The organism is Bradyrhizobium sp. SZCCHNS2022 (genome assembly GCF_032377575.1).
Lineage (GTDB): Bacteria > Pseudomonadota > Alphaproteobacteria > Rhizobiales > Xanthobacteraceae > Bradyrhizobium > Bradyrhizobium aeschynomenes.
In genome coordinates this window covers 1,954,715-1,973,155 of sequence record NZ_JAUHHZ010000001.1, presented here as the reverse complement: position 1 = coordinate 1,973,155, position 18,441 = coordinate 1,954,715, and the positions used below count along the sequence as shown (strand labels likewise).

Genomic DNA, 18,441 nt, shown 5'->3' with positions numbered 1-18,441 from the left:
CCGAGATGCCCAGATCATGATCGGGAGAGGTGGATCAGGCGGTCCAGCGGCCGATCTTGAAGGCCTTGAGGTGACCCATGACGTCGTCGGCTGCGAATGGCGGGCCAGCGAACGCGCCGATGGCGGCGTCCTGGACCTGCCCGGGCACACCGAGCGCGGCGTCGTAGATATCCGGCCTGAACACGCCGATTGCGGTGCGCAGCGCCTCGTCGCTGAGCGCCGTCTGACCCCAGCGCACCATCTGCGCATAAAGCCAGGCCGCCTGGATCGGCTCGGGACGCGCCGCCCCTTCCCGCCCCACCAATAAATAGCGCGGGCTTTCGCGGAACGTGCCGTCGGGCGAGATCTTGAGCCGCCCATCAAGCGTACGCTGGAGCACTTCGGCATCGACGCCGATCCGCTCGGGCTGCGCCAGGATCAGCGACGCCTCGGCATGGTTCTGCTCGATGAAATCGGCGCCCCGGCCGCAGGCCCTGACCAGTGCCGCCAGCGCATCCGGATGCTTGTCGGCCCAGCTCTGCCGGACCGCGAGCACTTTCTCGGCCGCCCGCACCAGGACGTCCGACACGAAGTGCAGGATGTGGCCGATGCCCAGGTCGACCGCGATCGAGTTCCAGGGAGCGCCGACGCAGAAGGCGTCGACATGCCCGCTGGCGATGCTCTCGACCATGTAAGGCGGCGGCAGCACCACGAGACGAACGTCCTCATCGGGATCGACGCCGCCCGCGGCCATCCAGAATCGGAGCTGGTAATTGTGGGTGGAGAACGGAAACGTCATGCCGAAGGTCAGCGGCTCGGCGCCAGCCTTGCGTCGGGCGGCGACGACGCGCGACAAGGCCAGCGCCGTCGCCATCGGGTCGAACCGGTCGCCCTCCAGATTCGCCATGAGCTCGGCATGCAGGGCCGGCGTGACCGTGATGGCGTTGCCGTTCACGCCGAGATTGAACGGCGCGACGATCGGGACCTTCACGTGGCCGATGCCGAGACTGGAGGCGATCGCGACCGGCGCCAGCAGATGCGCGGCATCGAACAGCCCGATGTTGAGCTTGTCGCGCACATTCGACCAGGAGACCTCGCGGACCAGCGTGACGTCGAGCCCCTCCGCGGCGGTGAAGCCCTTGTCGACCGCGACGATCAGCGCCGCAGCATCGACCAGCGGAATGAAGCCAATGCGAAGCGGCCCGCTCATTTCAGCATCTCCGAGGCGGTCAGGATCGACTGCGCGATCTCGCCGATCTTCTTCTTTTCGCGCATCGCCGTGGATCGCAACAGCACGTAGGCTTCTTCTTCGGTGAAGCCCTTCATCTTCATCAGAATTCCCTTGGCGCGGTCGATCACCTTGCGATCCTCCAGCGCCGATTTGGTGCGCTCGAGCTCGTCCTGCAGCTTGGAGAACGCATTGAAGCGGGAGATGCAGAGGTCGAGGATCGGCTTGATCCGCTCTTTCTTCAGACCGTCGACGATATAGGCCGACACGCCGGCTTCGACCGAGGCCTGGATCGAGGCGGCATCGCTCTGGTCGACGAACATGGCAATCGGCCGGCGGACGGCGCGGCTGACCTGGAACATCTGCTCGAGCACGTCGCGACTCGGGTTCTCCAGGTCAATGACGATGACGTCGGGGTCCAGGGCATAGATTCGCGCCAGCAGGCCCTGCATCTCGCTGACATGCACCACGCCGGTAAAACCCGCCTCCCGCAGGCCTTCCTCCAGGATGGCCGCGCGGATCGGGCTTTCGTCGACGATCACGATTTTGGGCGATTGCTCGGCGCTCATCGATCACCAGGGTGTCCGGGCGGTCATCCATAGCATGGACGCGACCGCCTTAAAGCCTTGTCTTTCTGAGTAATTCGGACTAGCTGACGCTTATCCCATCAGGCAGTTCCAAGATGCAGCAGGGTTCCGCGCCCAAGATCAGCTTTGTTTCGCTCGGATGTCCGAAGGCGCTGGTCGATTCCGAGCGCATCATCACGCGGCTGCGCGCCGAGGGCTATGAGCTCGCCCGCCAGCATGACGGCGCCGACCTCGTCATCGTCAACACCTGCGGCTTCCTGGACAGCGCCAAGCAGGAATCGCTGTCGGCGATCGGCTCGGCGATGGCCGAGAACGGCAAGGTGATCGTGACCGGCTGCATGGGCGCCGAGCCCGAGCAGATCGAGCAGGCCTATCCCGGCGTGCTGTCGATCACGGGGCCCCAGCAATATGAAAGCGTGCTGGACGCCGTCCATCGGGCGTCGCCGCCGGTGCACAACCCGCATCTGGATCTCGTCCCTCCCCAGGGCATCAAGTTGACGCCCCGGCACTACGCCTATCTGAAGATCTCCGAGGGCTGCAATAACAGGTGCAGCTTCTGCATCATTCCGAAGCTCCGCGGCGATCTGGTGTCGCGGCCGGCGGCCGACGTGCTGCGCGAGGCCGAGCGGCTGGTCGCGGCCGGCGTCAAGGAGCTCCTGGTCATCTCCCAGGATACGTCCGCCTACGGGCTCGACCTGAAATATGCCGAGAGTTCTTGGAAGGACCGCAGCGTCAGGGCCCGGTTCCTCGACCTCGCCCGGGAGCTCGGCGATCTCGGCGCCTGGGTCCGGCTGCATTACGTCTACCCCTACCCCCATGTCGACGAAGTGATCGGCCTCATGGCTGAAGGCAAGGTGCTGCCCTACCTCGACATCCCGTTCCAGCATGCCAGCCCGAACGTGCTCAAGGCGATGCGGCGGCCGGCCGCGCAGGACAGGACGCTGGACCGGATCAAGGCATGGCGGGCGACCTGCCCCGACCTGGCGCTGCGCTCGACCTTCATCGTCGGTTTCCCCGGCGAAACCGACGAGGACTTCGCTTATCTCCTCGACTGGCTGGACGAGGCCGAGATCGACCGGCTCGGCTGCTTCAAATACGAGCCGGTGGCTGGCGCGACCTCCAACGCCCTGCCCGACCAGGTGCCGGACGAGGTCAAGCAGGAGCGCTGGAATGCGCTGATGGCGCGGCAGCAGAAGATCTCGGCGCGTCGGCTGAAGCGCAAGGTCGGGACGCGCCAGCAGATCATCATCGACGAGGTCGGCCCGACGGTTGCCAAGGGCCGCTCCAAGGCGGATGCGCCGGAGATCGACGGGGCCGTGTATGTGTCCAGCCGCCGTCCGCTGCGGGTCGGCGAGATCGTCACGGCCAAGATCGAGCGCGCCGACGAATACGACCTGCACGGCGTCGTCTCGGGGTTCTGAGCCGGACATCGGCTCAGTTGGCTGATGCGCCAGCCCTCACGTTCCAGAGCTTGATCAAGCGCTGTGCCTCATCCAGCGTCAGCTCGAGATACCTGTTCTTCAGCTTAGTGAGCTCATCAGGCTTGGTCGCGCCTGTCACGAACCGGCTGTCGAGGATCGCCGCAACCGTGGTCCAGCTCAGACCCGCAGCCTTGCACGGCACGAGAATGCCGTCGCTGCGCAGGCTCTGCATCAGCGGCCGCACCAGCTCGATGCTGCATTTTGCCAGCTCCGCGATGGCCGCGATGGTTTCGGTGTAGCGCCGCTGACGCGCAAAATCGAGCAGCGCGGCTTCGTTGAGCTTGCCCGCCTGCTTCAACTGCCCGACCGTCAGCTTCGCGCCGCCGAAGTCACGGCAACGCGACATGCCCTGCTCGGCATCGGTCGTCGCGGCCGCGATCGCGCTGCGGATCTCCTCGTAGAGATGCGGCGGCGCTGACGCGAGCAGCCTCGCCTTCACCGCTTCGGTTGCATTCTGCAGCAACGTCCGGCGCAGCGCGGACGGCAGGTCGGCGCGAATGCCTGTGGCAATGGCCAGCTCCGGGTCGCCCAACGCTTGCGCCAGAATGATCGAAAAACCGGCCGCCGAGATCCGCGCACCGGGATTCTTCATCAACTTGCGACTGACGCTGGGAAAGCGCCGGATCAGAAGCGCGTCGGTGACGACCTCCTGCAGCCACCAGCGACCGGCGACGGCAACCAGGTGCTTCTCACTCCGGGTGTTGGCGATCTCGATCAGATCCTCGGCGGTCAGTCGCGGCGACTCCGACAGCACCGGTCCGGCCACCGCGATGTCGTCATGATGGGCGAGCCGCCGGATCACCGTGACCGGTGTCTGAGGGATGGGAGCGAGCTGTGCGCTGAGTTCGGCGAGCGCGATGCGAGCGCCGACATCGGCCAGCGCCCGTAGCTCGATCGTGTTGACGAGACGCTCGAAGACGTCGGTGAACAGCGCGTGCTGCTCGATATCCAGATTGCCAGCCGAGGCAATGAACAGCGAGGCGACCCGCTCGGCCACGCTGGAGCAGCGTTCCGCCGAGCCGGTGGCGATCGCCGCCTGGACGTCTTCGGCAATCGTGTTGTGGGGATTCGACATCGCTCGTCCTGAGCGCTTGCGTTTCAAGCTGGGCAGCACGGTAAATCCTGCCGCTAAATGTTTGGTAAAGTTTGAACTAACCGGGCACAGCTGCGGCCAGCCCGTGCGTTCATCGCACGCAGTCCCCCTCCGGAGGGGGTGGTCTCCCCTCCTCGCTGCGAGCCGACTGACGTCTTGACATCTGTTGCGAATTGCCTGTATGGCCCGCGCATGATCCACAACCGGACCAACCGCCGCGCCGCCGTTTGCCGTCGTCACCGCCGTGACGATGCCGGGGCGCGCCATGTCCGAAGACGTTGCTGATCAGCTAAGCTCATCAGCACCAGGTTTTCGAGAAGGCCGCTCCCGCAAAGGAGCGGCCTTCTCGCTTTTCGGCCCGTGGTTTCCCCCTGAGCATAGGAGATTGAACATGCTGACCGCCCCCCATCCTTATGAGGCTCTGATGGACATCACGGCGCGTCCGCGCACGGTCTTCGTCCAGGGCAAGGGCTCCTGGCTATGGGACGACAGCGGCAAGCGCTATCTGGATTTCATCCAGGGCTGGGCCGTGAACTCGCTCGGCCACGCGCCGCCTGAGCTGGCCAAAGCGCTCGCCGACCAGGCCACGCGGCTGATCACGCCGAGTCCGGCCTATTTCAACGACACCAGCCTGAAACTCGCCAAGGCGCTGGTCGATCGCTCCTGCTTCGACCAGGTGTTCTTCACCAACTCCGGCGCAGAGGCCAATGAAGGCGCGATCAAGCTGGCGCGCAAATACGGCGCGCTGCGCAAGAACGGCGCCCATGAGATCATCACCTTCGAGGGTGGCTTCCATGGCCGCACGCTGGCGACCATGTCAGCCTCCGGCAAGAAGGCGTTCGAGCCGCTGTTCGAGCCGAAGGTGACGGGTTTCCCCAAGGCGCGGCTGAACGATATCGCCTCGGTCGAGGCGCTGATCTCGGGCAACACGGTTGCGATCATGCTGGAGCCGATCCAGGGCGAGGCTGGCGTATGGCCCGCGACGGACAATTTCCTGCAGCAATTGCAGGCGCTGACGACCAGGCACGGACTGCTGCTGATCGTCGACGAGATCCAGACCGGCATGGGACGGACTGGAAAGCTGTTCGGCTACGAGCACGCCGACGTCCTCCCCGACATCATGACGCTCGGCAAGGGCATCGGCGGCGGTGTGCCGCTCGCGGCCCTGCTGGCAACGGACGAGGCTGCGTGCTTCGAGCATGGCGATCAGGGCGGCACGTTCAACGGCAATCCGCTGATGTGTGCGGCAGGGCTTGCCGTGCTCGATCTCGTCGAGAAGCCGGAGTTTCTCAAGGCCGTCGTGGACAACGGGATCTATCTCGAGAGCGAGCTGCAACGCATCTCGGCGCGGCACGGGCTCGGCGATGTGCGCGGACGCGGGCTCCTGCTCGCACTCGATGTCGTCAGACCGATCGCACCAGCGCTGGTGGCGCACGCCTTCGAGCTCGGCCTGCTCTTGAATGCGCCTCGGCCCGACACGCTGCGCTTCATGCCGGCACTCAACGTGACCCGGGACGAGATCGCAGCGATGATCGACGTGCTGGATGGTCTCCTCACCAAGGTCGGCGCCGCGCGCTGCGTGGCGTAGCGGCTGAGGTCGCGCCAGGGCCGGCGCGGTGTCTATGCGCCGGGCCGGCCTGCCAAGACGTGCGTCCGGAACGTTGCGAGCAGGTCACAGCGCCGGCCGGCGTCGATGCTGGCCGGGAGCAGCAGTACGCTGCGCGGCCCGGCCTCCGCGAGCTCTGCCAGCTTGGACCGGACCTCGTCATGGCTGCCGATCAGCGACCGTGCGAGGAAGCCCTCGACATTGGTCGGCGACACCCATGCATCAGGCCCCGCGGACAGCTGCCGCCTGCGATCGAAGAACTGCTGCAGGAATGGCGCCGCCTCGGCGATCGCCGCCTCCCGGGTCGGCGCGCTGCAGTAGAACCGCGATACCACGAGCCGCGCGTCTGCCTCCGTGTTGCGCTCCCAATAGCTCCGCAGCATCTGCTTGATGTCGTCGAGCGTCGAGGTCAGGCCGGCCATCAGTCCATGGCCATGCGCGGCTGCGTCGTCGAGCGCGGCTGCGCTGGCCGATGCAATCCAGGTCGGGATCGGCCGCTGCAGCGGCCGTGGCGTCAGCCGCAGGCGATCGACGTGGTAGTAACTGCCCCGATGCGACACCTCATCCTCCGTCAGGAGACGCTGGATCAGATGCAGCGCCTCCAGCATCCGCGGCCGCGCTTCATCGGACGAGACAGCGAAATTCCGGTTCTGCTCCGGGAACGGCCCGCCCCGCGCGATGCCGACATCGAGCCGGCCGCCGCTGAGGATGTCGATGGTGGCAATGTCCTCGGCGACTTCGACCGGAGGGCGAAACGGCAGCAGCACGGCCGCAGTGCCGAGACGAATGCGCGTCGTGCGGGCCGCGAGAAAGCCGAGCAGCGCGAAGATCGAGGGGCTCGAACTGCCGGCATCGAAATGATGCTCGGAGATCCAGGCCTCGTCGAAGCCGAGTGCCTCGGCTTTGAGCACCAGGTCGGTTTCAGCCTGAATGGCCGCGTGATGGCTGTCACCGTGATTGTCGTAGGGGCAGAAGATGCCGTCGCGGAGATGGGTAGTCATGATGTCGAAATCTATCGGCATCGTCCTGCCTTTTCCAGTCGATTGACCTGGATCAAAGACAGCGCGTCCCGTGAGCAACGATGCTGTCGGGGCCAGACGCCTGCGATCCGATGACATACGTTATATTTGTATGGATATAGCGTTGCACGGGATGTGATCAGCTCGGAGGGGGCAAGGCTTGCCGGAACCAAGCTGATGTTCATTCCGCCGACAACGAGGTCGGCACGACACAAGGAGACGCACGAATGGCGAAAGACAATCTGGCTCGGGTGCTGCCCGTGGAGGACACCAGGAGCCACATCGCCGCCGCGGCCGCGACGGAAGAGGTGTTGATCCATGTCCGCTTCTTCCCGAACTCGGCCATCAACTCCATTGGCGAGAAGCCGGCCGGCCTGACCGCCGACCAATGGTACGAGCGGCTGCTCGATATGGCTCGTCCGCACTACCAGACCTTCGCGGGCGGCCGTGGCTTCTTCCGCATCCCGCGCCCCTGCTTCGACGCGATCCTGAAGGATGTCGCAGCCTGACATCTCGCCTCCGTTTGGATGAGGCCGTGAGCGTCCTCTCTGCCTCATCCCCGTCGACCGCGGTGGGCCGGGTCCGCCGCGGTCGATCGTGATTTCACGGGCCGCGCAGGAGAACGGCAGTGGCGCAATCGGTGTTCAGAGAGTTGCAACAGAGTTTCCGCGCCCTGCTCGCCAACTGGCCCCGATCAAGCGCGACCGTCGAGAGCCTCACCGAACAGGCCTTCGATTTGTTCGAGGCCAATATCGGCGCCCAGTCGGCGCATCTGCCGGCGCTCGCCTGCGAGAAGGGCTGTCCCTCGTGCTGCGCGCTCCGTGTCACGGCAACTGCACCCGAGATATTTCTGCTCGCCCGCTATATCCGCCAGATCGACCAGCGGATGCCGTCGACGGCGCTCGGCCTGCTGTCGCGCCGGGTCAAGCTCGCCAACCGGGCGACGCGTGGCATGGGCGAGACCGAGCGGATGAAGCTGCGCCAGCCCTGCCCCTTCGTGGTGCGCGGCGCCTGCATCATCCATCCTGCCCGTCCCCTTGCCTGCCGCGGGCACGCATCCTTCGACCGGCGCGCCTGCACCCAGGCGGTGGCTGGACGCGATGTCGAGGTCCCGATCTCTGGGCCTCATGTCGCACTGCGGGGATTGATCCAGGACGCGCTGATGTCGGCGCTCGCGGAGTCCGGTCTCGCCGCCGACCTGTACGAGCTGAACCAGGGGCTCGCGCTGGCGCTGGATGATCCGCAGCGCGAGCGCGCCTGGCTCGAGGGACAGGACAGTCTGGCACCTGCCAGGATCGAGCAAGCCAAGACGGGCCAGAGCAACGCGATGCTGTGGAGTCGCGCCGCCGATCGCACGGCGTCAGCCGACGATCAAAGCTAGCGAACCGTCACGGCTTGAGGATCGAGGCTCCGGTGGTGGCGCGACTTTCGAGATCGGCGTGCGCCCGGCCCGCATCCTTCAGCGCATAGGCGTGATTGATCGGAACGTGCAGCTTGCCGCTGATCACGGCCGAGAACAGCGTGTCGGCGCCTTCGAGCAGTTCCGAGCGCTTGCCGATATAGTCGTTGAGCTTCGGCCGGGTCGCAAACAGCGAGCCGTGACTGTTCAACTCGGCGATCGAGAACGGCGGCACCGGGCCCGAGGCGTTGCCGAAGCTCACGAACAGGCCGCGCGGCTTCAGGCATGACAGCGAGCCTGGGAAGGTCGACTTGCCGACGCCGTCATAAACCACGTCGCACAGTTCGCCGCGACTGATCTGCTTCACACGCGCGACGAAGTCCTCTTCGCTGTAGATGATGACGTGGTCGCAGCCATTGGCGAGCGCGAGGTCGGCCTTGGCCTTCGAGCCGACGGTGCCGATGACATGCGCCCCGAGCGCCCGCGCCCACTGGCAGGCCAGCAGGCCGATGCCGCCGGCGGCCGCGTGAATCAACACGCGGTGATGCGGCTCGACCTTGAAGGTCTTGTGCAGCAGGTACCACACCGTCAGTCCCTTGAGCATCAGCACGGCGCCCTGCTCGTAGGTGATGTGGTCGGGCAGCTTGACGAGGCGCTGCCAGCCGATGTTGCGCTCGGTGGCGTAGCCACCGAGATTCTCGTAGTAGGCCACGCGGTCGCCGGGATGAAAATGGGTGACGCCAGGCCCCACGGCGATCACCTCGCCGGCAGCCTCGTTGCCGGCGATGAACGGCAGCCCCGGCGCCTTGTACAGGCCGGTGCGATAGTACACGTCGATGAAGTTCAGGCCGATCGCGTGCTGGCGGATACGGACCTCGCCGGGTCCGGGCGCGACGATTTCGACCGGCTCGTAGACGAGCGCCTCCGGCCCTCCCACCTTGTGCACGCGCACCGCCTTGGCCATCGGGGCCCCCTCCCTGCAGAACCTGTGTGACCGGATCGGACGATCCGATCCAATCCGGACGCTTATCTGATTCTCGGCAGACATCCGGTTTCGCCGGACCAGCGGATCACTCCCGCAAGCGCGGCCTGGCAAAAGCCAAGGCGATCACGACGGTCTTGTCAACTCAGCCCGCGCGCTTCCTGCGGTTGCGCGAGGCCATCACGTTGAAGGCCTCGACCGCCAGCGCAAACACGATCGCGAAGTAGATGTAGCCGCGCGGAATGTGGAACTCGAAGCCGTCCGCCACCAGTGCGACGCCGATCAGCACCAGGAAGGCGAGCGCCAGCATCTTGGTGGTCGGATGGTTGGCGACGAAGCGCGCGACCGGCCCGGATGAGACGTACATGATGATCACGGCAATGATCACGGCGGCGATCATGATCTCCAGATCCTGCGCCATGCCGATCGCGGTGATGATGGAGTCCAGCGAGAACACGAGATCGATGACGATGATCTGCAGGATCACCCAGAAGAAGCTGCTGCCGCCGCCGCCGGCCTGCGGCCCATCCCCCTCGCGGGCCTCGACCTCGGCGTGAATCTCGTGCGTCGCCTTGGCGATCAGGAACAGGCCGCCGGCGATCAGGATGATGTCGCGCCAGGAGAAGCCGAGCTTGCCGACCGAGAACACCGGCTGGGTCAGCCCGATCAGCCAGACCAGCACGCTGAGCAGCATGATGCGGAAGATCAGCGCCAGCGCCAGCCCGATCTGCCGGGCGCGCGTCGACTGCGGCTCGGGGATGCGCGACGTGATCACCGACAGGAAGATGACGTTGTCGATGCCGAGAACGATTTCGAGCGCGGTCAGGGTCAGCAGCGCGGCCCAGGCTTCGGGACTTGTCAGAAGGTCGATCATGATTTCAAGGATCTCAACAGGCGGATCGCGGAGTCGCTCGCGACGATATAGAGGCCGATGGCGCACAGCAGCGCTGTGACGATCGGGCCCACTGCAAAATTCTGGCGGAGCACGTGGATGACGAGCACACCCCAGAGCGCGACGAGTGGCAGCGTCAGCCAGCGCAGCCGCTGGACACGGACTGGATGGATGACGTGAAACGGGACGAAGGTCAGCGCGATCAGGATCGCGAGGCCGAGCGTCGCCAGCAGCGGCGTCGGATGCAGCATGAACAGATAGAACGCGGCAATGTTCCACAGGCCGGGAAAGCCGCGGAAATGATTGTCGTCGCTCTTCATGCGGCGGTCGGCGAAGTACAGCGCGCCGGTCACGGCGATGCCGATGCCGATCACCGGCGCGGCCAGCGGCAGCAGCATGCCGCTCGCGGTGATCGCATAGGCCGGCACGAACACATACGTCGTGAAGTCCACCACGAGATCGAGCACGTCGCCGGACCAGTCCGGCTGCACGTTGAGGACGTCGAGCCAGCGCGCCAGCGGCCCGTCGACGCCGTCGATGACCAGTGCCACCCCGAGCCACCAGAACATCGCGGCCCAATGCTCGCGTACCGCCTCGAGCATCGCCAGCAGCGCGACCCCGGCGCCGAGCGCCGTAAAGACGTGCACCGAGAACGCAGCGGCGCGGCGCAGCGGCGTGGCGGATACGATGCTGTCTGGTCTGAGCTGATCCATTTCGGTCCAGTGCTATCAGGAATCGAAGCGAATTGCATATCGGCGATTGCGGCGATGCGCCGCGCAGGCGTGCGGATCACACTTGAAAATGTCGGAAGGAACGTCAAATGTTCCGGCATGACCCACGCAGACTCCAGCTTCGATGTCATCGTCGTCGGCGGCGGCCCCGCGGGGCTCGCCGCCGCCATCGCCCTGTCGCAGACCGGCGCCCGGACGGCGCTCGTGGCACGCAAGGCGCCGTATGCCGATAATCGCACCACGGCCCTGCTCGGCGGCTCGGTCGACTTCCTCGATCAGCTCGGCGTTTGGGCCGCCTGCCGCGACCGCGCCGCCGGCCTGAAGACGATGCGCCTGGTCGACGACACCGGCCGGTTGATCCGGGCTCCCGAAGTGCGCTTCGACGCCGACGAGATCGGGCTCGAACTGTTCGGCTACAACGTCGCCAATGCCGTGCTGGTCGAGGCGCTGGAGCAGCGCGCCGGCGAGATCGGGGAATTGGCGCGGATTGCCGAGGATGCGGAGAGCGTCCACAGCGGCGCCGATGCCGTCACGGTCACCAGCGCATCCGGCCGGGTGCTGACCGCCCAGCTCGTGGTCGGCGCCGATGGCCGGCATTCGTTGTGCCGCGAGGCCGCCGGCATCGGTGTGAGCCGCAGGACGCTGCAGCAATCGGCGCTGACGTTCAACATCACCCACGCGCGTCCCCATCACGGCGTGTCGACGGAATTCCATACGCCGCAGGGACCATGCGTGTTCGTGCCGCTGCCCGGCGACCGCTGCAGCGTCGTCTGGGTCGCCGCGCCGAAGGAAGCCGAGCGGCTGTTCGCTCTCGATGATGACGCGCTGTCCGCCGCCGCCGAGCGGCAATCGCATTCGATCTTCGGCCGCGTCCGTGTCGAGCCCGGCCGCCACGTGTTTCCGCTCGCGATCGAGCGGCCGCAGCGCTACGCCCAGAACCGCGTCGCCCTGATCGGCGAGGCGGCGCACGTGGTGCCGCCGATCGGCGCGCAGGGACTGAATCTCGGCCTGCGCGATGGCATCGACATTGCCGCCGTCGTGCAGAAGGCCAAGGCCGCCGGCGAGGATCTCGGCGCGTCCCAGGTCATCGCCCGCTACGGCGCGGCCCGTCGCGCCGACATTCTCAGCCGCACCTTCGCGATCGACATGGCCAACCGCTCGCTGCTCAGCGACCTCCTGCCGATGCAATCGCTGCGCGCCGTCGGCATGCACCTGATCGGCGGCTTCGGACCCCTGCGGCGGCTGGCGATGCGTGAAGGCCTGGCGCCCTCCTGGCGTATGACCCGCAAGGCCGGCTGACCGGATGTCACGGGAACGCGAGCCGGCCACTCTGGATCAGCCACATCACGCTGGTGAGCGTGACCACGGACGCGAAGGTGCCGATCAGCACCGCTGATGAGGCCGGCTCGATCCAGCTGTCGTGCTGACGCGCGATCACGAACACGTTGAGCGCCGGCGGCAGCGCCGCCATCAGCACCGCCGTCGCCGCCCAGGGCTGCGCGAACGGGCCGAACAGCAGCATCAGTCCGAATGATATCAGCGGGTGGATCACGAGCTTCACGACGGTCAGGACCGGCACCTCCCAGGGCAGCCGCTGGAACGGCCGCAGCGCCACGGTGACACCGAGCGCGAACAAAGCGGTTGGCGCTGCGGCGTTCTGCAGGAACTGCAGGGTGCGATCGACGACGGTCGGGGGATGGAGCTGGAACGCAGCCGCCAGGATGCCGGCCGCGGTCGCCATGAGCAGCGGGTTCAGCACGATCTGACGCAACACGGTGCGCAGCGCATGCGCCAGCGAGGCATGATCGCGCTCGGTGAGTTCCACCAGCAGCGGCACGATCGAAAACAGGAAGATGCTGTCGCAGCAGAAGATCAGCGCCGTCGGCGCCGCCGCCTTGGCCCCGAGCACCGACAGCGCAAGGCCCGGCCCCATGTAGCCGATGTTGCCATAGCCGCCCGCGAGCCCGGCCATGGTCGCTTCGCGCAGCGACAGGCGCCCGATCACCTTGCCGAGCAGCAGCGCCAGGGTGAAGGTGAGCATCGTCGCAAGCGTCGTTGCAACCAGGAAGGGAGGGTTGCTCAGCTCCGCAAACGGCGTGCGGGCGATGAGGTTGAACATCAGGGCCGGCAGCGACACGTAGAGCAGAAAGAAGTTCATCCAGGACAGCCCGGCCTCGGGCAGCCCTTTCCATTTACCGCAGGCGAAGCCTATGAAAACGACCCCGAAATATGGCAGGGCCAGGTTGAGAATGTCGAACATCGGTCTTTGCAGATGACCCGAAGCGGGCCTGGGACGCGGGAGGTCGCGGCACGGCGCGAATCGCCGATGTCTAGATTAAATCCGCGGCCGGGGCACTAGCATCGGCCTCAATCCTGGTCTATTCGACTAGAATGATCAAAGCGCGAACTGCCAAGTTTCAGATCGGCCAGATCGTCCGGCATCGAGTGTTCTCGTTCCGGGGCGTGATCTTCGACATCGACCCCGAGTTCAACAACACCGAGGAATGGTGGCTCTCGATCCCCGAGGAAGTCCGGCCGCACAAGGACCAGCCGTTCTACCATCTGCTGGCCGAGAACGCCGAGTCCGAATACGTCGCCTACGTCTCCGAGCAGAACCTCGTTCCCGACGACACGGGTGAACCGATCCGGCACTCCCAGGTTGCAGAGATCTTCATCAAGGACAAGTCCGGCGGCTACCGTCCGCGCAACCCGTTGTTGAATTGACGGCGGCTACCGCCCGTCTCGCGCTTGCCGCCAGCGGGACCCGAGGCGGGCATGATCTGATCGCCAACAACACAACGACTGACAGACAAAGCGGCTGACAAACATAGCGACTGACAAACACAGCGACTGACGAAAAAGGCGCTCCTTTCGGGGCGCCTTTTGCTTCGTGAATGTCTCGGGCGTTGCCGGCGCTATTGCTTCGCCTGCGGCTGACCGCCCTGGGTCTGCTCCAGCTTCTTGCGCTGTTCCTCGGCGCGCTTCTGCAGCTCTTCCTGCAGCTTCTGCTGGGTCTTCTCGAACTCCTTCGGATCGGTCGGCGGACCGTCATAGGCCTTGGCGAAGCTGCTGCCGCCTTCCTGCAGCGGCAAGGGCAGCGTCAGCGCGGTGCCGTTGGAGTTGATGGCCTGGACGAACAGGTTCTGGCCCTTCTTCAGGCTGGCCACGAAATCCGGGGTCGCCTCGTAGTCCGACATGCAGCCGTTCTGGAAGCAGATGACGTAGCCGCTCTGCAGCGGCTGGTTGTTGTCGACCACGATGCGGGTGCCGGGCTGCAGCTGCATGCCGAGCGGCAGGGTCACGCGCAGGATCTTCTTCGGCTCGCCTTCCGGCTCGATGATCACGGCCGCCACCACGGGTTGACCGGACTCGATGCGGCCGTCCTTGCCGATGAAGCAGACCTGCTTGGCGTTGGCATCCTGCCCCTTGAGGCAGAACTTGGTCCAGGGCGCGTAGATCAGCTGCGGCATCTCCTGCTGGGCCTGCTGCGGCTGGCCGCCGGCCGGCGGACTGGCAGGGGCCTGGGCGGCCGGAGCGGGAGCTTTGGGAGCGGCAGCCGGAGCCTTTGCCTTCGGTGCAGCAGGCGCCTGAGCTTGCGCAGCAGAAGCAAAGGAAACGGCCAGCGCGGTGACCGCCAGCAGGGCGACGAGCCGCCCACGCGGCCCAACCGACGAGGCCAAGTCACGGAAATTCATTGCGGAAAACCCTTTCTGAACGGCAGCGCCCGAGACCGCCAAAGGCGCCACACCAAGCCGTTGAAGCGGCTGTCTCCTCAGGAAATGAGGCGGTTAAGTGACAGGCGTTGCCGCCAATGCTTAATCGCCCGCTTTCATAACGCGGTGCGCGGAAGAATCAATGCCGCGAGACCATGTCGAAGCCGCGGTCTAGCGCGGGCGAGCCTGTGGTAAAAGCCCTTCGTGGCCCGTTCCGAATCAAATGCTTGCACCCCGACGCTGATGCTGCAGCAGATGTTGCGCGCGGCGGCGGGATGGAGCGGCGTGATCCTGGCGCTGTTGCAGCCGATCTACACTTGCCGCGCAAACGCCGCCGAAACCGCCGCAATCGCGATGCACGGCGATCCGGCCTTGCCGGCCGATTTCGACCATATGCCCTATGTGAACCCGGCCGCCCCCAAAGGCGGCCGCCTCGTATGGGGCCTGCTCGGCACGTTCGACAGTCTGAATCCGTTCATCGTTCGCGGCGTTGCGGTGCAACAAATCCGCGGCCATGTGGTGGAAAGCCTGCTCACCCGCGGAAATGACGAGGCTTTCACGCTGTATGGGCTGCTGGCCCGTCGTGTCGAGACCGACGACCGCCGGACCTATGTCACGTTCCACCTCGACTCCCGCGCGCGGTTCTCGGACGGCCGCCCGGTGCTGGCCGACGACGTGGCTTTCTCCTTCGCGCTGTTGCGTGACCATGGCCGTCCCAACCACCGGCAGTTCTACGGCAAGGTCGCCAGGATCGAGGTGCTCGATCCGCTGACAATCCGGTTCGATTTCGGCGGCACGGAGGATCGCGAGCTGCCGCTGATCCTCGGGCTGATGCCGATCCTGCCGAAGCATGCCGTCGACGTCGCGACCTTCGAGGACACCACGATGGCGCCGCCGCTGGGGTCCGGACCCTACCGTGTCACCACGGTGCGGCCGGGAGCGAGCGTCACCCTGACCCGCAATCCCGACTATTGGGGCCGCGACCTGCCGGTCAACCGCGGATTGTGGAACTTCGACGAGATCAGGCTCGATTATTATCGCGAGGCCAATGGCCAGTTCGAAGCTTTCAAACGCGGGCTCTACGACTTCCGCGTCGAGACCGAACCGCTGCGCTGGCACGACGGCTACGACTTCCCGGCGGCGCGCAATGGCGAGGTCATCCGCGACAGCTTCACCTCGGGCATGCCGCAGCCGTCGCAGTTCCTGGTGTTCAACACCAGGCGCGCGGTGTTCGCCGACGTCAGGGTGCGCCGTGCCCTGACCTTGCTGTTCGATTTCGAATGGATCAACCGCAACTACTTCTTCGGCCTGTACCGTCGCAGCGGCGGCTATTTCGCCGGCTCCGAGCTGTCTGCCTATGGACGCGCTGCCGACGCCACCGAGCGCGCGCTTCTGAGGCCCTACGCGGCGCAGATCCCGGCCGACATCATGGATGGCAGCTATCGCCTCCCCGTCACCGACGGCTCGGGACGCGATCGCAATGCGCTGAAGGCCGCGCTCGATCTGCTTGCCGAGGCCGGCTACCATCTCGACGGGACGGTGCTGCGGCACCGGACCACGCAGGCCCCACTCGCGTTCGAAATCCTGGTCACGACGCGCGATCAGGAGCGCATCGCACTGGCCTATGCCGGCAGTCTCAAGCGCGCCGGCATCGACGCATCGATCCGGGTGGTCGATCCCGTGCAGTTCGACCAGCGTCGCCTGAGCTTCGAGTTCGACATGATCCAGAACCGCTGGGACCAGTCGCTGTCCCCGGGCAACGAGCAGGCCTTCTACTGGGGCAGCGAGGCGGCGGACCGGACCGGAACCCGGAACTACATGGGCGCCAAGGATCCCGCCATCGATGCCATGATCGCCGCGCTGTTGCGGGCCCGCGACAGGACCGAATTTATCTCGACCGTTCGCGCATTGGACCGTACCCTGATGGCGGGGTTCTACGCTATTCCAGTGCTCAATGCCGCCGAGGAATGGATCGCTCGGTGGAATCGTATAGAACGGCCCAAGAGGACAGCTTTGACGGGAGCGCTCCCGGAGAGCTGGTGGCAGCGGCCGGAGCCGGCAACCAAATGACCAACCGGGGCAGTTGGTCGTGACCGGGTCCGTGAAAGTACGGGGCAACAGGTGAATCAGGCCAATACGTCGCCGACGCTCGACGCGTTGTTTCAACGCATCCTGGCGCGCAAGCCGGACGCGGTTGCGCTGGTCGATCCGATCAACAAGCAACGCATCACCGGCCGTGCGCCGATGCGCCTGACCTACGCCGAGGCCGACCGTGTGATCTCGGCGCTGGCGGCGCATTTCATCGATGCCGGCCTGCCCGCGCATTCGGTGATCGCGGTGCAGCTGCCCAACACGATCGAGTTCGTGCTGACGGTGCTGGCGGCGCATCGCGCCGGCCTGGTCGTCGCCGTCTTCCCGCTGCTCTGGCGGCAGTCCGAGCTGGTGGCGGCGCTGAACCGCACCAGCGCGCGGGCGATCGTGACGATGTCGAAGATCGACGGCGTCATTCACGCCGATCTCGCCATGAATGCCGCGGCCGAGGCCTTCTCGATCCGCCATGTCTGCGGCTTCGGCTCCGACCTGCCCGAGGGCATGTATTCGCTCGATCAATCGATCGCGAAGCCGTCGCGCTCGACGCGCGGGCTGATGCCGGACGGCCGCAAGGCCGCGATCGTCTCGTTCGACGTCACCGCCGACGGCTTCCGCGCCGTGCCGCGCACCCATCTCAGCCTGATCGCCGGGGGGCTCGCGATCTCGCTCGAGAGCGACCTGCCGCAGGGCGTGAACATGATGTCGGCGTTCGTGCCGTCGTCCTTCGCCGGTCTCGCCGCGTCGGTCGTGACCTGGCTGCTGTCCGGCGGCAGCCTCGCGCTGCATCACCCGTTCGATGCCGAGGCGCTCGAGCAGCAGCTCGCGCAGCTTGGTTGCGACACGCTGATCGCTCCGGCGCAGCTCGCGTTGCGTCTCGACGAGGTCGACATCACGGCCCGGCTACCGAACCTGCGCTACGTTCTCGGGTTGTGGCGCGCGCCCGAGCAGGTGGCCTCGAGCCCGTCCTGGAAGACGCGCGACATCGAGATGACCGATGTCTATCTGTTCGGCGAGGCCGGCCTGTTCGCCCTTCGCCGCACCGCGGCGGACGGCAGTCCGGGCCTCGTCAAGCCGGGCCGCCAGGGCGCGCCGCGCGAGCAGCCGGGATCGTCGATCGCCGGCGAGATCCTGGTGACGCCGAAGGGCACGCTGGGCCTGCGCGGTCCCATGGTGGTGGTCGCGGCCTATGCGCCGCCGCCTCCGCCCAGCGACTCGCTGATGCCGGCGCCGCCGCGCGATTTCGTCGACACCGAATATGCCGTGCGGCTCGACCGTGCTCACGACACCATCTCCATCACCGCGCCGCCGGCCGGCGTGATGGCCGTCGGCGGCTATCGCTTCCTTGCGCAGGACCTGCACGAATGGTCGCGCCGGCTTGGCCAGGGCGCGCTGCTGACCGCCCTGCCCGACCGGCTGAGCGGCCATCGCCTCGCGGGCCGTGCGATGGACAATGCCCGTGCGCGCGAAGCCCTCGCCGAGCTCGGGCTCAATCCGCTGATGGTCGAAGCCTTCCGCGACCGGGCCAGCTCAGGCGGCTGATCCTGCCGTCCTGACGGCTACGGGGAACCGGCGTGTTTGGAACAGTGTTGACGCTGCGTTAACGCGAGAGACCTAGGATCGCGACGTATCGTCAGCGTATC

Annotated in this window: 17 protein-coding genes; 8 read left to right on the top strand and 9 right to left on the bottom strand. The window is 66.1% G+C overall.

Translation table 11 applies throughout. The features are described from left to right. Positions 1–34: 34 nt before the first annotated feature. A complete protein-coding gene (locus QXZ94_RS08760; RefSeq protein WP_315720074.1) occupies positions 35–1,189 on the bottom strand; it encodes a CmpA/NrtA family ABC transporter substrate-binding protein in 1,155 nt (384 codons plus the stop codon). Further along, entirely contained in the window at positions 1,186–1,776 is a 591-nt protein-coding gene (locus QXZ94_RS08755; RefSeq protein WP_008965342.1) for an ANTAR domain-containing response regulator, read from the bottom strand. The genes QXZ94_RS08760 and QXZ94_RS08755 overlap by 4 nt, the downstream gene beginning before the upstream one ends. A gap of 113 nt (positions 1,777–1,889) precedes the next feature. Between QXZ94_RS08755 and rimO the strand changes: the two genes are divergently transcribed. After that, positions 1,890–3,215 (top strand): 30S ribosomal protein S12 methylthiotransferase RimO, encoded by a 1,326-nt coding sequence (gene rimO / locus QXZ94_RS08750; RefSeq protein WP_315720073.1) that lies wholly within the window; start codon positions 1,890–1,892, stop codon positions 3,213–3,215. Positions 3,216–3,228: 13 nt separating this feature from the next. Here rimO and QXZ94_RS08745 read toward each other — a convergent pair whose 3' ends face one another. Next, positions 3,229–4,350 carry a DUF2336 domain-containing protein gene (locus tag QXZ94_RS08745; RefSeq protein ID WP_315726160.1) on the bottom strand — a complete coding sequence of 374 codons (1,122 nt, stop codon included), beginning with the start codon at positions 4,348–4,350 and terminating at the stop codon, positions 3,229–3,231. A gap of 409 nt (positions 4,351–4,759) precedes the next feature. Here QXZ94_RS08745 and QXZ94_RS08740 point away from each other — a divergent pair, with 409 nt between their 5' ends. After that, a complete protein-coding gene (locus QXZ94_RS08740) occupies positions 4,760–5,956 on the top strand; it encodes an acetylornithine transaminase (RefSeq protein WP_315720072.1) in 1,197 nt (398 codons plus the stop codon). Positions 5,957–5,988: 32 nt separating this feature from the next. On the opposite strand, the gene QXZ94_RS08735 is transcribed toward QXZ94_RS08740, so the two are convergent. Further along, entirely contained in the window at positions 5,989–6,975 is a 987-nt protein-coding gene (locus QXZ94_RS08735) for an LLM class flavin-dependent oxidoreductase (RefSeq protein WP_315720071.1), read from the bottom strand. A gap of 245 nt (positions 6,976–7,220) precedes the next feature. Between QXZ94_RS08735 and QXZ94_RS08730 the strand changes: the two genes are divergently transcribed. Next, entirely contained in the window at positions 7,221–7,502 is a 282-nt protein-coding gene (locus QXZ94_RS08730; RefSeq protein ID WP_172182851.1) for a hypothetical protein, read from the top strand. Between the two features lie 119 nt (positions 7,503–7,621). Then, positions 7,622–8,374 (top strand): hypothetical protein, encoded by a 753-nt coding sequence (locus tag QXZ94_RS08725; protein WP_315720070.1) that lies wholly within the window; start codon positions 7,622–7,624, stop codon positions 8,372–8,374. Positions 8,375–8,381: 7 nt separating this feature from the next. Here the strand turns inward: QXZ94_RS08725 and QXZ94_RS08720 are convergent, their stop codons facing one another. The 3 genes from QXZ94_RS08720 to pcsA all read right to left on the bottom strand — a co-directional run bounded on the left by QXZ94_RS08720 (position 8,382) and on the right by pcsA (position 10,979). Beyond that, entirely contained in the window at positions 8,382–9,356 is a 975-nt protein-coding gene (locus QXZ94_RS08720; protein ID WP_315720069.1) for a quinone oxidoreductase, read from the bottom strand. Between the two features lie 163 nt (positions 9,357–9,519). Then, positions 9,520–10,248, bottom strand: coding sequence for a TerC family protein (locus QXZ94_RS08715; RefSeq protein WP_315720068.1), 729 nt, complete (start codon positions 10,246–10,248; stop codon positions 9,520–9,522). Continuing rightward, a complete protein-coding gene (gene pcsA / locus QXZ94_RS08710; RefSeq protein WP_315720067.1) occupies positions 10,245–10,979 on the bottom strand; it encodes a phosphatidylcholine synthase in 735 nt (244 codons plus the stop codon). Before pcsA ends, QXZ94_RS08715 begins: the two co-directional genes overlap by 4 nt. A gap of 117 nt (positions 10,980–11,096) precedes the next feature. On the opposite strand from pcsA, the gene QXZ94_RS08705 reads away from it, so the two are divergent. Beyond that, a complete protein-coding gene (locus tag QXZ94_RS08705; RefSeq protein WP_315720066.1) occupies positions 11,097–12,296 on the top strand; it encodes a UbiH/UbiF family hydroxylase in 1,200 nt (399 codons plus the stop codon). Positions 12,297–12,303: 7 nt separating this feature from the next. Here QXZ94_RS08705 and QXZ94_RS08700 read toward each other — a convergent pair whose 3' ends face one another. Continuing rightward, positions 12,304–13,257, bottom strand: a complete 954-nt coding sequence (locus tag QXZ94_RS08700; protein ID WP_315720065.1) for an AEC family transporter — start codon at positions 13,255–13,257, stop codon at positions 12,304–12,306. A 131-nt stretch (positions 13,258–13,388) separates the two neighbouring features. Between QXZ94_RS08700 and hspQ the strand changes: the two genes are divergently transcribed. After that, positions 13,389–13,721, top strand: coding sequence for a heat shock protein HspQ (gene hspQ, locus QXZ94_RS08695; protein ID WP_172108970.1), 333 nt, complete (start codon positions 13,389–13,391; stop codon positions 13,719–13,721). A 191-nt stretch (positions 13,722–13,912) separates the two neighbouring features. Here hspQ and QXZ94_RS08690 read toward each other — a convergent pair whose 3' ends face one another. Further along, on the bottom strand, positions 13,913–14,692 hold the full coding sequence (locus QXZ94_RS08690; protein WP_172108972.1) for an invasion associated locus B family protein: 780 nt from the start codon (positions 14,690–14,692) through the stop codon (positions 13,913–13,915). A 261-nt stretch (positions 14,693–14,953) separates the two neighbouring features. Between QXZ94_RS08690 and QXZ94_RS08685 the strand changes: the two genes are divergently transcribed. Together QXZ94_RS08685 and QXZ94_RS08680 are read left to right on the top strand one after the other, a co-directional pair. Next, positions 14,954–16,780 (top strand): extracellular solute-binding protein, encoded by a 1,827-nt coding sequence (locus QXZ94_RS08685; protein ID WP_315726158.1) that lies wholly within the window; start codon positions 14,954–14,956, stop codon positions 16,778–16,780. Between the two features lie 51 nt (positions 16,781–16,831). Then, complete coding sequence (locus QXZ94_RS08680; protein ID WP_315720064.1) at positions 16,832–18,340, top strand: class I adenylate-forming enzyme family protein; 1,509 nt, start codon at positions 16,832–16,834, stop codon at positions 18,338–18,340. The last annotated feature ends 101 nt before the right edge of the window (positions 18,341–18,441 follow it).